The following is a 14669-nucleotide window of genomic DNA, read 5'->3' on the forward strand; positions in this document are numbered from 1 at the left end:
CTGGATTGTCCGAAAAGCACATTTTCTGCGAGGATTGAGGGCCACGGCTGGCCGCTGTCCTCGGACGCCTTCGAAGACCAGATTATGGCCCTTACGGATCAAGGCTTTCGCTGCATCGCCCTTGACCGGCGCGGGCATGGCCGCTCGAGCCAGACGTGGTCGGGCCACGACATGGACACCTACGCGGCCGATCTCGCGGCCGTCGTCGGAGCCCTCGGCGCGACGAACGCGGTCCATGTCGGCCATTCGACCGGCGGTTGTGAAGCGTTGCGCTAAGTCGCACAGCATGCGCATGGCCGACCCGCCAAGCTCGTGCTGATCAGTGCCGTGCCGCCGATCATGGTGCAGTCGCCAGCCAATCTCGGCGGACTACCGATGACGGCGACAGTGCATGTGCCCCGTCCGTGGGCTGGATAACACCGAGAAGCCCCGAGCGCGGGCTGATGCGCGCTCGGGGAAAGCCGAACTAGTTTAGGATCAGCTCACGGGCGGGACCGCCCGTCTCTTGGCCGCGGGCCTGAGCGTAGCCCGGCAGGGCTGGGTTCCGGGCATTGCCGCTGTCGGTGTCCGGGCCGCCGAGCCAGTAGGCTGACCGCGCCTGCGGCAGGATCGAGCCCGTGATCGCCGGGCTCTCTGTGGGATGCGAAACAGTCCGAGCCTGGGAGGCGCCGGTAAAGGCGGCAAGAGTGCAGGCAGACGCGAAAGCGACGGAAGAAACAGTCTTGAGCATCGTCATGTCCAATCTCCAGTATTTCCTGCCTGATCGACCAACGCCAGGCAGGGATGCCGGATAGACGACGTCTTCGGCTGCTTATTCCACCTCGCATCCAAGAACTTTGACTCTCATATTCATAGCCACATCGCCGAGTATGGGTACGTAACGCGAGGCTGAAAAAGATCGCTGCGTGCGTGGAATAATCCCGGATTGGCAGCGTCCATGCCCCCGAAGCCAAGCTCAGAGCAGGCTCGCATCGTTTGGCCTGCACACGGAGGAGTCCCGCCCATGCCAGGAGACCGGACATGACGGACATGATGCGCCTCATCGAACCGCTGATCCCGGCCTTGCGCCGCTATGCACGAGCACTCCTGCGCAATCCCACCGATGCCGACGATCTCGTTCAGGACTGCCTTGAGCGCGCCGTCGGCCGCTGGCACCAGCGCCAAGTCGACGGCGACGCGCGGACCTGGCTTTTCGCCATCCTCCACAACCTTGCCGTGACGCAGATGCGCCAGCGCGCGCGGCGCGGCGCCCACATGCCGATCCAGGACACGGCGGAGGCCAACCTCGCGGTGGCGCCGACCCAGGAGAGCGGCCTGCGCCACCAGGACCTGATGAGCGCGCTCGATGCTCTCCCGGAGGAGCAGCGCAGCGTCCTCCTCCTCGTGACGGTGGAAGGGCTGTCCTACGCGGAAACCGCCGACATCCTCGCCATCCCGATGGGCACCGTGATGTCCCGCCTTTCCCGCGCCCGGGATCGGATAATCCAGCTCATGGATGGCACCGACGCCGCCGTTCCAGCCAAGCGCCCGCTCCTGCGGAGGGTGAAATGACAATGCGTCCCATCAGCGACGATGATCTCCAGGGCCTCGTAGACGAGCGGCTGGATGCCGCCCGAAGGCGCGAGGTTGAAGCCTATCTCGCCGAACATCCCGAAGCGCGAGCACGGGTCGACCGCCTCGTCGCCCTTGGCGAGGAGATGCGTGCCGCCTTCGCGCCCATCGCTGCGGAGCCGGTCCCTGCACAGCTGAACCTGACGCGGATCGTCAAGGCACGCCGTCGCCCGCAACGTCCCGTCTGGCAGGCGATGGCAGCCGGGCTGCTACTTCTCCTCGGCGGCGCCGGAGGCTGGGGCCTACGCGATGCGGTCTCGCCGGTGCCGACTGGGATCGAGGCGTTGGCCCAGGCGGCGAGCATGAACTACGCGGTCTATGCCCCAGACCACACCCGGCCCGTCGAGCTCGCCGCAGCCGATCGGGACGAACTCGCCGGCTGGTTCTCGGCCCGGCTCAAACGGCCGGTGGGCGTGCCGGACCTCAGTGGCTCTGGCTATCACCTCATGGGCGGACGCCTCGTCGCGACGCAGCAGGGGCCTGCCGGCCTGCTGATGTACGATGACGGGCACGGCGCGCGCTTCGTGATGCTGATGCGGCCCATGTCCGTGCCCGGCGACGCGCCGATGCAGCCGCACACCTCCGGGACGTCGAACGGCTATGCCTGGGCTCAGGACGGGCTCGGCTACAGCCTCGTGGGAGCGGCCGACCCGGCAATCCTTCACCCACTCGCCAATGAGTTCCGACGCGCCACCGCGAAGAGAATCTGAAGGCCCGCTATGTCTCTCCTGAACGACCTCACCGGTGCTAGTCTGGCTCTGAACTCGCGCGCCGTCCTCCTGCGCCTCGGTGCCATTGGGGCGATCGTTTCCGGCGCTGCCGGGGCCTTCGCCTATGTCGGCGGCTGGTTCTCGCCAGGCGCCCTGACCCAGGCGCGGATCGTCGACCGCTTCGAGCGGGTCAACGGCCCACATCCGGGGTTCCGGCGCAACCACGCCAAGGGGCTCTGCCTCGCCGGCCGCTTCGAGAGCACCGGCCGGGGCGCGCGCCTGTCGAAGGCGTCGCTGTTCGCGGCGGGCCAGATTACCCCGGTCGCCGGACGCATCGCCCTCGCAGGCGGCCAGCCCTACGCAGCGGATGCATCGACCACGGTCCGCAGCCTCGCACTCCGTTTCCAACTTCCGGACGGCGAGGAATGGCGCACCGGCAACAACGACATCCCGGTCTTCCCGGTGCGAACCCCGGAGGCGTTCTATGCCCAGCTTCTCGCCGCCAAGCCCGATCCGGCCACGGGCAAGCCCGATCCGGAGGCACTTAAAGCCTTCTTCGCCGCGAACCCCGAGAGCACGACGGCGGCGGCCTTGATCAAGGCGCGCGCGATCACCTCCGGGTTCGCCGACGACACCTTCCGGGGCTTGAACGCCTTCCGGTTCGTTGCCGGAGACGGCACGGAAACGCCCGTTCGCTGGGCGTTCGTGCCGGAGCAGGCCGCCACAACCGAGAGTGCGGCCCAGACCGCACGCGCGGACAAGAATTACCTGTTCGACGAGTTCGAGTCCGCGGTCCGTCGGGCGCCCGTGCGGTGGCACCTCGTCGCCTCCCTCGGCGAAGCAGGCGATCCCACGGCGGACGCGACGCGTCCCTGGCCGGCCGAGCGGACGAGCGTCGACCTCGGGACGGTGATCGTGACCGCGACGGAGGCGGAGGCCAGCGGCAATTGCCGCGACGTGAACTTCGACCCCCTGGTCCTGCCCGCCGGCATCGTGGGATCGGACGATCCGCTGCTGAGCGCGCGCTCGGCGGCCTACGTGCAATCCTTCACGCGACGCGCCGGCGAGCCGAAGGCGCCGAGCGCCGTCCACGATGCCCCCGCTTCAGGAGCCGGATTGTGAGCAACACCACGCACTTCAACCGGCCGGCCCGGCTGCTGCACTGGACCATGGCGGGCATGATCCTGGCCATGCTGTTTATCGGCGTGGCGATGGTGACCTCCGTGGCCCACTATCATGCCCTCGTCACCCTACACCGACCGCTGGGCATCGGCATCCTGGTCCTCGCACTGCTGCGCCTTGCGAACCGCTGGCGCCATCCGCCGCCGGAGCTGCCTTCAGACCTCCCGGCCTGGCAGCGTCGGGCGGCACACGCCTCGCACATCCTGCTCTACGGCTTGATGCTTGGGCTGCCGCTGGTCGGCTGGGCAATGCTGTCGGCCGCCGGTTACCCGATCGGGCTCGGCGGCGCGGTGGTGCTTCCGCCGATCCTGCCGCTCGATCCGAGCCTCTATGCGTGGCTACGGTCGCTTCACACCCTCCTGGCCTATGCCTTATTTGGGGTCATCCTCGCCCATCTCGGCGCAGCTCTGATGCACGGGCTGATCCGCCGGGACGGGGTCTTTTCCAGCATGGCCTCGCACCCGATCCCATACCGGTCCCGCTGAAGCGATTGCCGCCGCGATCCACGTCGGGCCAAGGAGCACCTCAGGGGGGACGCGAGCCGTAGGCCCGGGTATCGAAAACCATCGCAAGCAACCTATGACCCCTGCAACTTTCGCGTCGAACGTCCGCTTCTGAGAACCGGCCGTAGACCTTCGAACGGCGAGGTTGGGTCGGATGCGGAACGTCCGGTTCGGGCGCTTATGGGCCCTTTTGCTCCGCTCAGCCTGCCGACGAGTTGGCGCCATATTGCCTGCTTCTCGGGGAGGCTGAGCTACAGCTCGTTGGTAGCGCTGAAGGCGGCATGTAGGCGGAATTATTAGGTCGCGCGTTCCATAGTTTCAAAGACTTGGCTGTGGCCGATTTCGCAAGAATTGTGAGATGTCGTCGCCTGGGTTCTCGGAGGCCTGGTCGCACAAATGGCGGGTAGGAGAACAGCACGAACCCAGTCCGCAATGGCAATGAAGGGACGAAGGTTCAGGCGCTGATCTGGTCGGGATAGTGGGTCTGGTTGCGTTGACAGCGCATGGTCTCGGCCTTGCGGACGTGGTCTGCCGGGGCCGAGACCGTTCTACCCGAATGTAAGAGGAGGCGTCGTTTTAACCGGTGCGGGCGCGTCGCTGCGCCGTTCGGTCGGCAAAAGCGGCGGCCGTGAATAAGTTGCTGGCCGCGTCCGGGACTTCGTCGAGGTGGAGTTCGCCGTCGATGAGCCACCAGTCGGTGTAGCGCCGGTGCAGTGCGCGGGCGTGGTCGGGGAGGCCTGCCGTGGCCAAGGCCGCAATCGTCCGTTCCAAAGTAAGTGGAATGAAGGGGATACGGCCAGTCGATGCCGAGTGCAGGTGGCGGGCGTAGGTCGTGGCCGCGGCGTGGGCGAGGTAATTGTGGCTCGGCGCAATGAAGGCGAGGATCGCGTTGTCCGCCAGGCCCTGGTCGAGGATCGAGGCGGCGAGGCAGTGCTGCCGGAAGAGTTGCTGGCAGGGGTTGGAGACCAAGCCGGGATCGGTTGCGTCGATGAACAGGTCGGTGGTCGGGGCAAGGGCGGCGTATCGTTCGTTGAAGCGCGGAGCGGGTTCGTAGGCGCTCTCGCTGTATTTCACCTCGATGCCGATGAAGACGCGCTCCCCCGTGGCTGAGCGGCCGCGGATGGCGAGGTCGAAGGCAGTGCCGTCGGCGGTAAAGCGTGCATCGCCGCGGCCGGGGCTGTGCTCGAACAGGAGCTCCGTTACTTCGGCCATAGCCCCCGGCAGCAAGTCCGCGATGAAGCGAGTGGCAAGGTCGAGGTCGCGGGCGAGCAAGCCGAACAGGTTGAAGGTCAGGGGCTGGGACGAGAGCAGGTTCGTCTTGAGCCGATCCACGTCATAGACCGCTCCTGGTTCTCGGTAGTGAAGGGCATGCGCCACGACCGGGATGATGCGGGGATGAAGGAAGTTTGCGCCGTCACCCCCAGCGGACATGGTGATGCGTGAGCCCAAGCGCCGGCGTCGGCCAGTGGTGTTGTCAGGGTAGCGGCCGATGGCGAGGTCTCTGTCCTCGCGCCACAGTGCTTGAAGGAAGCGGGCTGCAGCCTTGAAACGGTGATCGGCGGGCACGAAGACGTGGTGCTGGCGGCGCTGGGCCTCGGGGATGAGCGGCACCAAAGGCAGTGTTCCCAGGTTGCTGGGATCGAGCAGGGCCAGAGCAGCGGATGATCCAGCGGGGTCACAGGCAGCGGGCAGCGGTATGAGGACGTTGGTGGCCATGATGAAGTCCTGACATGCGGCCGCGGTTTGCGGTCAGGTCAGGGTTCCCGGACAGGATCGAGAACTGAACGGGAATAGGTCGGTGGCAAGAGGTTCGGTGGGAGCGACGAAGGGCGGTGTGGCCGTGCAGGTAGAGGGCGCCGTCGGCCACATAAGTGGGGGAGGAAGCACACGGTCAGGTCGTGTTCGTCGCTGTGATCATCCACGTCATGGCCGTCCGCGGCGTACAGGCAGGTCGTGGTCTGCGCCGTAGTCCATGCCGCGCCGGCTGTCTGGCTGGCGCAGGGGTAGTCTTCTTCGTGCAGGGGGTTCTCATTTTATAGTCTGTGAGGAAGCCGGTGAACACTCGTTTCAGCCGTCGCCCTTCGCAGAGATGCGTTGCTGGAGCGTCTCGTATTGCCGACCGATTTGGGTGGGGGACAGCAGGGCAGTACGGCGTTGGCGAAAACACGGGGCTCGTCCCGACGGTGCGAGGCAGGCCGAATTTTCCTACCCAGTCAAAGCTTGTCATAGGCGGATTCGTACCTAATTAGTGGCTAGGTTTGTTAACGGAGTGATGCGACTTCCGATTGGCCCGTTCTGTTGGCTGACATGCTTTTTCTCTTGCCGTCGGGCGGTTAGAGATCTGTCTGTATTCCGTCGTGCAGCCAGAAAGCGCAGGTGAGGCCAGAGCAGCGATGAAGGGGTAGCTTCTTGAAGGAGCGTAACCCAATGCTGCTTCTCACCATCAGCTGCTCCCTCTTTCCCGTGCGGCGAGAGGGGATATGCGCAACTGAATCGGTCTGCCGGGACGTCGTGTGACAGCCACTCTCCCGAGAAAGAGGACGGTGCAGCCCGAGCTGCGCCCGGTCGCTCGGCACTCATGCCTCATCGATGTAATCGCGCGCCCACGAGCGCTGCGATCATGATGCGCCTTCGGGTGGAAGTGCTGTAGCCATCTGAAGGCGTGCATGATGGAGTAGTTTCCATGCACGGCCAGTTCCTCAATAGGACTTCGTCTTCCGAGCGGGTTCTGAAGGTTAACAATAATTTGGCGGAAACGCAGAGTTTGTCTTCTCTGTTTGCCTTGAATGGTGCGGTCTCGACCGGCTCCCCGACGCAAATTCATTGCGAATGTTTAGACGAGCTCTCGGCGTACGCCGCTGCTTCGCCGGTCGTTTCGGAGCCGAACTGCTGTGGAACCCCCCTGGGCTGGTTCGACGCCTCCGAGCGTCGGAGGCAGATCGAAAAAGCTTTCACAGTCTCGGATTTGAGCTGCCGAGCCGAACTGGTGCAGAAGTACCAAATCATGGCGAGATGCACGTGTTCGCGCATCCTGATCGAGTCAGTGGCAAACGCGAGCATGACAGGGGTACTGGTCCAGTCACATCTTGCCGGCCCGCTTCGATCGACGCCTCAAATCTTGAAGAAGCTGGTTCGCGAGAATAAGCGCAAGTACGCGACCGCCCAGATGCCAAAGCGTAAGCCTGCTCGAGTTCGGCGAGGACTATCCCTCATCGACACGTTGACTATTCCAACTTTGGCCGCGGACACCGAGAAGGCGTAACTGCGCCGGATCGAGGGGCATGATCCCTTGCCGAAGCCCGTCCCCGCCACTGCGTGCGGACTAACTCCCCCCCTCTCGGACGGCCCGTCCCTGCGCCTGCGCGGCGCAGCGCGTCGTCCGAGGCAGAGCCTCAGAGGGTCCAGCAATGTTTGAGTTCGACGATGCGACGCCGTTCCTCGATAGATCGGAGGAAGATATCTGGCGTCCTTATGCCGATGGTCACCAGCGTGCGATGCGGGACGCCGTGGTGGGCTGCTGTCCTGCGGCCTATGATGAACAGTTCCAGCCGTCTTCGCGTTTCATAACGCGGGGGCAGTTCTACCGGGCCCACGAAGGTGTAGCCTTCGCGAATCATGAGGGAAGCATCCTCAATGTCGAGGTGACCATAGCTTGGGGTTCGATGGGGTACCGTTATGGGCAGGAGGTGGACCGTGCATCCAGCCTATGGATGCAGTCCCTCCGTAAGTTCATGCGACGAAATAAGGTGCCGAACTTTAATTACACGGTCTTCGAGCGCTCCAGTGTGTTCGGCCTGCATTCGCATAGCGCCGTCCATGTGCCGATCCGGGTCTACCCGAAGTTCAAACGCTGGCTGGACCGATATATCAGTCGCGTTGATCGCATCGGGTATCGACGGCGTCTGCATGTACGGCGGCGCCGGGAGACGGACTCCATCCGGGCGATCGCTGAGCAGTGGCGCTGGTTCAAGTACTGCTTCAAGGGAATAGATCCCTTCGTTAGCCCGGCGGAGCGGGAGGTGCACGAAGTTGCCCTCGGCGACACCTTTGCCGAAGCTTTCGGTCTAAGGCATCGCTACAGCGGTATCGTGACGCTGCCACGGGTTCGCTTGGCGCAAGACATGCAGAAGAAGTCCCGGCGCGAGGCTGCGTATCCGGAGAAGTTGTACCTGATCGATCATGAACTCCAACGATACACCGATTGGGAGTACCAGCGTGGGAAGTCTGACCGGCTGACGGAGATGCTTCGGATGGAGTTGTTGTGATGCCTGGACCGCGAGGCCAGGCAACGTAACCTCGACGGGGACGGTGTCCAGTCTACGGTCCGAATGTGGTCTCAATAGTGCCTCCGGAACCAGCTCAAACGGCCCGCCGGTCATCATCGGCGGGCCGTTCCTATGTCCGCCACGGCGATGGAGGCAGACGGACTGGCTGCGCGGACCCGGGGCTGCGACGAACGGTGTATCAGGCTCGGGCAGTCCCGAGTCTGGCGGTGAGCAGGGCCCAGGCTTGCGATGAGGTCCGAAAGTCCACCCTGATGGTTCGGATGGCGGTCCTGTTCAGTCGATGCCGAACGCGTCAGCACGTCTCATGGTTGGCGGCTCCCGTGGTATGGCGTCACGCGTAAGGGCGACTGCCCTAGATGGTCGAAGTCGTTGAAGACTTGCACGCTGCTGACGCTGATGGGGATCAGAACGCATAGAGGTTCGGGTGGCAACGATGCCTGGAACGCAATGCGCGGTTCCGCGGCCGCACGTTGTGATGGTATGGCGGACCCTCGGTCGCCCCCCTCCCCTGCTCCGGCAAGCCTAAGGTTTACCAGTCCAGCGCGAACTGAACCGTCGTGCTTCGGGATGTCCATTGGGTGATCGCGTTAGGAACGCTCTTCATGCCGTGCAAGCGATTCGAGAGCCACTGGCTTGGAGGGAGCGCCCGGCTTTCCGCGAAAACTGCCACTTAATGATCGACTAGCGTGGAATGGACGTTTGCAACGCCGAAATGGAAAGTCAGGTCATAAAGACTAGTGATTGCAATGGGTTAGCGCCTATACGTGGGGCTGGCGAATTTTCTCCCATTTTTGAGCAGTAGAACTGCTCGTTTCAGGCTGGCCGGGCGGCGCTCGTCCATGCGTTGGAAGTCGCTCTTGCCAACCTCGAGGTGCGATCCCGCCTCAGCGCCACGAAGCGCCCGTGGCCTCCCCGGATTGGATCTACAACAACCGTAACCAGGTCGAGCGTCTCTGGGCTAGGCTCAAAGAGTGGCGCGCCATCGCCACCCGCTACGAGAAGACTGCCGTCAGCTTCATGGGCGTCCTCTCCCTCGCAGCCGCCCTCGATTGGCTCAGGCGATGACACGCCCTAATAGGAAGCAACGAAGGCGCAAGGATAGAACCTGCTTTAGAACCGCCCACGCGCCGCAAGTTGGCTGCTGGCTTGGTCGCTCGGCGGAAGGAGATGATGGGGGCGGACCCTCTATTCTCTCGGTCCACGCTTAGCTCGTGAGCGTACGTCGCGCCTCAGAATGGTCTGACGGAGGTGATGGTCTGCCTCGCCGATGCGACACTCCCAGACTACGGCGACAATGAACCCAGCGCGTCGAAGGGCTCGAATCGCCTGCGCATCACGGTGGCGATTGCGAGCTAGTTTGGGCGCCCAGAAGTCAATATTCGACTTGGGCGGCGCACCTCGAGAACAGCCTGTGTGACGATGCCAAAAGCAGCCGTTGACAAAGACGGCCCATCGCTGGCTCTGATTTGCGAAATCGGGGGCGCCTGGCAGGCCACGAACGTTCTTACGATAGAAAAGTCCGAGCTGTCGCAAAATCCGGCCTACAAGAATGCAATCAGCGCGGCGTCCGCGGGATGATCGATGGCGTCCGACCAGCACCATATAGCCCAGAGCAGGTTCTCCGCGCTCGCCAACCGCGCGGGCACGCCGAACCACGGGCGGGTGATCGCCTCCGCCAGCAGGCCCGTCTCGATCGCGCCGATGCAAGGCCGCAGCTTCAGGGCGATGGGCCGTTGGCACCGCTGCAGGTCCATGTGCGCCGCGAACCGAGACCGCGTCGCCCGAAGAAGCTCCGACGCATGCTCGTCCCCGTCCGGGTCGAGGTCTGCCACGATCTCGATCTCGTCGACGAAGCGGGCCTGCTCGCGCAGGGTCAGGGCGAGGCGCCCTACCACCGCGTAGGCGAGCCCGGCCGCGTCGAGCCGCCCGACGATGTCGCGGAAGATCGCCGGCAGCATCCTCGGTGACGGGTTGTCCGGGTCGTTGACGTCGACCAGCAGTGCCTCGATGTCTGCCGAACTGCCGCCCATGCTGTGTGTCCATCGGGTCAGGCGAGCGTGCGGTAGTGTGCGTCCGAGCGCACCGCGTGACGCTCCCCGGCGAGACCAAACAGCAGCACGAGTTCTGCGATCGTCTTGGGCCGCTGCAGGTGTCGGTCGGCGTAGAGGGTGAAAAGCGCCGGTCCGCGCATGTAGACCACCCGTCCGCGCGGGAAAGTTTCGTACTCGTGACCCGCGATAGCCGGCGGCAGGCCGCGACGGCGCAGAGCGGTCGCCCCGAGTCGGCGCCACGCCTCCCAGACCTCGTGGTGCCCGCGCGGGTGGGTGAGGCAGTCACCGTAGGTTTCCGCCTCTGCCAGGGTCGTGTGGTCTGTGACCAGCACTATATGCCCGCTGTCCGGCACGCCCCAGAAGATGCCGACGCTCGGGGCGGGCAGCTTGCCGGGAGGGGTGTTGGAACACGGAGTGGTGGTGTCCGTGCCGGGAGTGCTCATGCTCATGGTGATCTCCCCCTTCAGAACACGAACTTCCAGTCGATCCGGTGTACGGGTGCGCTGGCATCGGACATGGTCGCGGAGCACATCACCACGACGTCCTGCTGCACCGCCTTAGCGCCAGCCCGTACTGGGCTCGGCTTGACCAGAAAGCACAGGCCCTTGGCCGGCCAGTGCCGCTGCTGGTCGGGGGCGCCGACCGTCATCAGCGTCACGTGGGTCAGGCCGAGCGCGTAGCCGTAGGCGTTCTCCATGTTGAGAACCTGGGCGGTCGCGAAGTTGACCACCATCTCCGGCTTCGCCTGCCCCTCCCGGTAGCCGGTGACGAAGTTCACCTCGCCCTTGCCGTCGTCGACGAGGCGGAAGTCGTGGTTGCAGGAGGCAGGTCGCCCGTCGAGCTTGAGTTCGAGGCAACCGCCGGTCTCGGTCTCGTCGACCGGCGGGTTTGCCCAAGCCGGAGAGACGGCAAGAACGAGGGACAACGGCAGGATCGCGCGCATCATGGGGGTGGTCCGTCGAAGAGGGAGAGGAAAGGCATGTAGTCCGGGCGCTCGGAGGCGGCGGACCGACATGGCTTGCGGTCAGCGGCGGGTCAGCGCGCCGTCGAAGCTACAGGCAGGCCCGTGAAAATCGCCGCAGCCCTGCTCCTCCATCCGCACGCGCTTACGGTCTGCGCCGAAGCGCAGAGTGAGCTCGCAAGCTGCCTCGTCTCCCTTCAGGCTGAGCCGCAACGTGTCGGTATCGATCCGGCGGGCAGCGCCTGAGACGGTGCCCGAACACGCGTTGGGGATGCCGGTGAAGGCCTCGACCGAGTAGGTGGCAGCCGGTCCTGCCTGACCGAGCGAAGATACTTTGAGGGTGAGGCGACCTTCGCCTCGCCCCTGGTAATGCCCTTCGAAGGACGGGTTCGCCTGTATGGGTGTCACCGAAATCGCGAGGAGGACGCCGAGGCACATCAAGGTCGGGATCGAGTGCACGGGCCGGTGAAGGTGCAGCACGCGACGGATCGGGGCAGCGTGATCGGATAGGCTGGACATGACGAAGGGGTCTCGCGGACGCTCCAGCGGAGCTGAGAAGAGGTATTCCCGTTGCCCCCCCCGCGAATTTACAGCTGGACGCATATTCCTGCCGCGGCCGGCGGTCGCACCCCCTCCGAAGCCGAAATCCTCAGACTGGGTCGGACGGCCGGCGGAAGGCAGCGGTCGTCCGTCCATTGGGCCGGCCGACCGCGTAGACCTGCAGCCCGTGCCGGCCGCGCAGGTCGTCGGTGATCGCCCGCAGCGCACCGTCGCGCTGGTCCGCGTCGAAGCCGAACACTACGAGACGTGGCTCGGGGTCGACCCGCAGCCGGCGTGCGCCGGAGGCGACTTCGGCTATGAGGGGATCGCGGGGCGTTACGGCGTCGAGGCCGCGGGGAGTGCGCACCGCGTTGCGCAGGGCGTCGAGGCGGACGAGATCGCGGCAGAGAGCTGGGTATCCCTTCGCCAGGCGCTCCGCCTGCTCGGTGAGGCTCGCTCGGTAGCGCGCGACCTGCGCGACAATCGCCGGGGTCGTCTTCGAACGAAGGCCAGGGTTCGCAGCGAGCTTGGCCTCGTGGAACACCAGCCAAGCCTCGCCTGGTACGCCGCGCTCTTCCACGCTTGCCACGTCTAGCCGATCCTGGCGGGCCTGGGCCGGGGTTGAATGCACCTCGGGCTCCGGGGCGAGAAGCGCGGCGTTCGCTTCTGCCCCGTCCGGCTCGACAGCAGCTGCCGCGGCCGGCGTGCTGCTCAGCGCGATCTCGACGTCGACGACGTTGAGGCTGGCCTGCACCAGCGCGTGCACCCCGGTCTTCTCCAGACCGGACAGTGCAGCGGCTGCCCGCTTCATCTCAGCCAGCGTGCCGGGTCCCTCGTAGCGCGTCCACACCGCACTGCCCGGGTCGAGGTCGAAGCCGCCTTCCGAGCCGAGCCAGGTCAGCGCCTGGCGTTGACGCACGAGGTACTTGGCGTGCGTCTCGGCGGCGACGCCCACCCCCGCCGGGGTGATCCGGAACAGCGAGGCGCCGCGATGGTAGACGTTGAGCGAGCGGTCGCGCACGGCCAGCAGCAGGTCCGGGTCGGCGAGCACGTCGGCCCACCAGTTCCCGTCCGGTGACTGGGCCAGCGCCTCCAACGCCGCGAGGAACGGCTTCCCGAGGCTCCGGTACGGAACCGCCGTCGTGCCGCCCCCAATCGCGGTCTCCGCCTCGCTCGTGCCTCTCATGCTGCCGTGTCCCACCACTGTCCGTCCTCTCTGATCGTGACGTTTGGCCCGAACAAAGCGGGGAAGCGCTCGGGCATGAAGGTATGGACCGGCACGAGTTGGCGCGGCGCGATTGCCGCGGCCAAGCGCTTCAGGTCCGGGATGCTGGCGTGGCCCGAGGTGTGGGCGTGGGTGAGCGGGATGGCGCGCGCGGCGAGGTCGTCGGCGAGTGCCCGCCCGCGCGGCTGGTCGAGGTAGCCTGCCCATTGCGACCAGATCGCCCGCGCGCCCGCGAGGCACTCTGCGCGGTCGAGGTCGGGCAGCAGCGAGTGGCGGAACAGCAAGGCGGCGCGCGAGACCATGGCCGCAAGTTGCTCTGGGAAGATACGGTTGGCCCCGTGCCGCTCGATCAGTTCGAAGCGGCCGGTGCGCTTGATCCGCACGCGCTGGTGCTGGGGCACGAAGACGGCGACGCCCGGCCAGTCGGATTGCGGGATGCGGGGATTTCCGGTCGCGGCCAACACCTCGGCGGCATAGAGGTCGAGCACCAGCGTACGGCCGGTGCGTTTACAGGCGCGGTAGAGTGAGACAACGCGATCGATGTTCTGGGCCGAGGCCGCCGCCAACGCCATGCCTTCGGTGTCGACGAACAGGTCGACGAAGCGGTCCTCGATCTCCGCCTCGCTCGGGAAAGTACGATCGTCGTCGAGGCGGCCGAGGCTCGATCCTTCCAGCAGCAGCGTGTCGATGCCGCGCGGTGGGTCACGCACGAGGCGCTCGAACAGTGCGCCTTTGCGTCCGTGGGCACGGAGGTCGCCGGAGTAGAGCAGCCGCTGCCCACCGGCTTCCACCAGTAGGGCGTAGGCGTCGTAGGCCGAGTGGTCGACGAGGATCGGGGTAACCGTAAATGGACCGAAGGTGAGCGCGCCCCCCTCGATAAAGGTGACCGTGTTGGTGGGGACGTAGCTGTCCGGGACGAAGGTAGCGGCCGCCTGCAGGATGCGCAGCGTCGCCGCGCCCATCGCTACGGGCAGGTCTGGGCCGGCGAGGTGGGTGAGCCCAACGTGGTCGCGGTGGCCGTGACTGAGCACGAGTGCGAGGAGGTCGCCACCGCCGACCAAGCCGTCGATCGCCGGATGGCGGCTTGTGTCGTCGGGGTCGCCGTCCAGGGGGAGGCCGAGGTCGAGGAGCAGGCGGGAGCCGTCGTGTTCCAACTCCACGGAAGTGCCACCGATCTCGCGCGTGCCGCGGTGAATACGCACCCGCATCGTGATCTTGCTTGCCCCGTACCGCACCCTGCCGTGGGACGAGCTTAGCGGTACGGTGTGGCTATAGCCAGTGGTTAGATAGCCCGTGCTGGCTGCTGATCCTCGCTCATGAAGGGGCGAGCATTGGTGGCGTGGAACCTGCGCAGGGTGCGCGTGGCGCAGGGTTTAAGCCAGGAGCGGCTGGCGGCCGACGCGGGCGTGGACCGGGCGTATCTTGGCGGGTTGGAGCGGCAGTCGGAGAACCCGACGGTCGACCTGCTCGACAAGGTCGCGGCGGCGCTGGCTGTCCCGCTCGGTGAGTTGTTCGTCGCGCCGGATGAAGGCGCGACGCCGCCCGTGCCGCTCCGGGGCGGACGTCGGCGTTGAATGGTGCCTTCGTCCCCGACCCGGAT

16 protein-coding genes and 2 pseudogenes are annotated in these 14669 nt (G+C 65.6%); 9 read left to right on the forward strand and 9 right to left on the reverse strand.

Annotated elements, in window-relative coordinates; translation table 11 throughout:
• Nucleotides 1-42: 42 nt before the first annotated feature.
• Nucleotides 43-378: pseudogene (locus ASF18_RS22715) on the forward strand (alpha/beta fold hydrolase); the annotation flags it as partial.
• Between the two features lie 88 nt (nt 379-466).
• On the opposite strand, the gene ASF18_RS01775 reads toward ASF18_RS22715, so the two are convergent.
• Nucleotides 467-730, reverse strand: a complete 264-nt coding sequence (locus ASF18_RS01775) for a hypothetical protein (protein ID WP_156649587.1) — start codon at nt 728-730, stop codon at nt 467-469.
• Between the two features lie 290 nt (nt 731-1020).
• Here ASF18_RS01775 and ASF18_RS01780 point away from each other — a divergent pair, with 290 nt between their 5' ends.
• From ASF18_RS01780 to ASF18_RS01795, 4 genes are read left to right on the forward strand one after another with little or no spacing between them, the layout of a single operon-like run.
• Nucleotides 1021-1551 carry a sigma-70 family RNA polymerase sigma factor gene (locus ASF18_RS01780; RefSeq protein WP_056348805.1) on the forward strand — a complete coding sequence of 177 codons (531 nt, stop codon included), beginning with the start codon at nt 1021-1023 and terminating at the stop codon, nt 1549-1551.
• Complete coding sequence (locus ASF18_RS01785; RefSeq protein WP_056348807.1) at nt 1548-2321, forward strand: anti-sigma factor; 774 nt, start codon at nt 1548-1550, stop codon at nt 2319-2321. Before ASF18_RS01780 ends, ASF18_RS01785 begins: the two co-directional genes overlap by 4 nt.
• A 9-nt stretch (nt 2322-2330) precedes the next feature.
• Complete coding sequence (locus tag ASF18_RS01790) at nt 2331-3443, forward strand: catalase family peroxidase (protein ID WP_056348810.1); 1113 nt, start codon at nt 2331-2333, stop codon at nt 3441-3443.
• Nucleotides 3440-3988: a cytochrome b gene (locus tag ASF18_RS01795; RefSeq protein WP_056348813.1), complete on the forward strand. Its 549-nt coding sequence runs from the start codon at nt 3440-3442 to the stop codon at nt 3986-3988. The genes ASF18_RS01790 and ASF18_RS01795 overlap by 4 nt, the downstream gene beginning before the upstream one ends.
• A 594-nt stretch (nt 3989-4582) precedes the next feature.
• Here ASF18_RS01795 and ASF18_RS01800 read toward each other — a convergent pair.
• Entirely contained in the window at nt 4583-5722 is a 1140-nt protein-coding gene (locus ASF18_RS01800; protein WP_056348816.1) for a hypothetical protein, read from the reverse strand.
• Nucleotides 5723-6689: 967 nt separating this feature from the next.
• Here ASF18_RS01800 and ASF18_RS23420 point away from each other — a divergent pair.
• From ASF18_RS23420 to ASF18_RS01810, 3 genes and pseudogenes are all read left to right on the forward strand, one after another.
• The gene (locus ASF18_RS23420) at nt 6690-7268 is read left to right on the forward strand and encodes a hypothetical protein (RefSeq protein ID WP_156649547.1); all 579 of its coding nucleotides are present in this window, start codon (nt 6690-6692) and stop codon (nt 7266-7268) included.
• Between the two features lie 145 nt (nt 7269-7413).
• On the forward strand, nt 7414-8271 hold the full coding sequence (locus tag ASF18_RS01805) for a hypothetical protein (protein WP_056348820.1): 858 nt from the start codon (nt 7414-7416) through the stop codon (nt 8269-8271).
• An 894-nt stretch (nt 8272-9165) separates the two neighbouring features.
• Nucleotides 9166-9357, forward strand: a pseudogene (locus tag ASF18_RS01810) (transposase); the annotation flags it as partial.
• Nucleotides 9358-9477: 120 nt separating this feature from the next.
• Here the strand turns inward: ASF18_RS01810 and ASF18_RS22720 are convergent.
• The 7 genes from ASF18_RS22720 to ASF18_RS01840 all read right to left on the reverse strand — a co-directional run bounded on the left by ASF18_RS22720 (nt 9478) and on the right by ASF18_RS01840 (nt 14277).
• Nucleotides 9478-9894: a hypothetical protein gene (locus tag ASF18_RS22720; RefSeq protein WP_082486932.1), complete on the reverse strand. Its 417-nt coding sequence runs from the start codon at nt 9892-9894 to the stop codon at nt 9478-9480.
• Nucleotides 9834-10322 (reverse strand): hypothetical protein, encoded by a 489-nt coding sequence (locus ASF18_RS01815; protein ID WP_244472529.1) that lies wholly within the window; start codon nt 10320-10322, stop codon nt 9834-9836. Before ASF18_RS01815 ends, ASF18_RS22720 begins: the two co-directional genes overlap by 61 nt.
• 17 nt (nt 10323-10339) lie before the next feature.
• On the reverse strand, nt 10340-10792 hold the full coding sequence (locus ASF18_RS01820; RefSeq protein ID WP_244472530.1) for a hypothetical protein: 453 nt from the start codon (nt 10790-10792) through the stop codon (nt 10340-10342).
• 14 nt (nt 10793-10806) lie between these two features.
• Complete coding sequence (locus ASF18_RS01825; protein ID WP_056348825.1) at nt 10807-11289, reverse strand: hypothetical protein; 483 nt, start codon at nt 11287-11289, stop codon at nt 10807-10809.
• 78 nt (nt 11290-11367) lie between these two features.
• Nucleotides 11368-11784: a hypothetical protein gene (locus tag ASF18_RS01830; RefSeq protein WP_156649550.1), complete on the reverse strand. Its 417-nt coding sequence runs from the start codon at nt 11782-11784 to the stop codon at nt 11368-11370.
• Nucleotides 11785-11953: 169 nt separating this feature from the next.
• Nucleotides 11954-13030 (reverse strand): hypothetical protein, encoded by a 1077-nt coding sequence (locus tag ASF18_RS01835; RefSeq protein ID WP_156649552.1) that lies wholly within the window; start codon nt 13028-13030, stop codon nt 11954-11956.
• On the reverse strand, nt 13027-14277 hold the full coding sequence (locus ASF18_RS01840; protein WP_056348836.1) for an MBL fold metallo-hydrolase: 1251 nt from the start codon (nt 14275-14277) through the stop codon (nt 13027-13029). Before ASF18_RS01840 ends, ASF18_RS01835 begins: the two co-directional genes overlap by 4 nt.
• Nucleotides 14278-14385: 108 nt before the next feature.
• On the opposite strand from ASF18_RS01840, the gene ASF18_RS01845 reads away from it, so the two are divergent.
• Nucleotides 14386-14643 (forward strand): helix-turn-helix transcriptional regulator, encoded by a 258-nt coding sequence (locus ASF18_RS01845; protein WP_056348839.1) that lies wholly within the window; start codon nt 14386-14388, stop codon nt 14641-14643.
• Nucleotides 14644-14669: the final 26 nt, after the last annotated feature.

The organism is Methylobacterium sp. Leaf89 (genome assembly GCF_001422215.1).
Classification (GTDB): domain Bacteria; phylum Pseudomonadota; class Alphaproteobacteria; order Rhizobiales; family Beijerinckiaceae; genus Methylobacterium.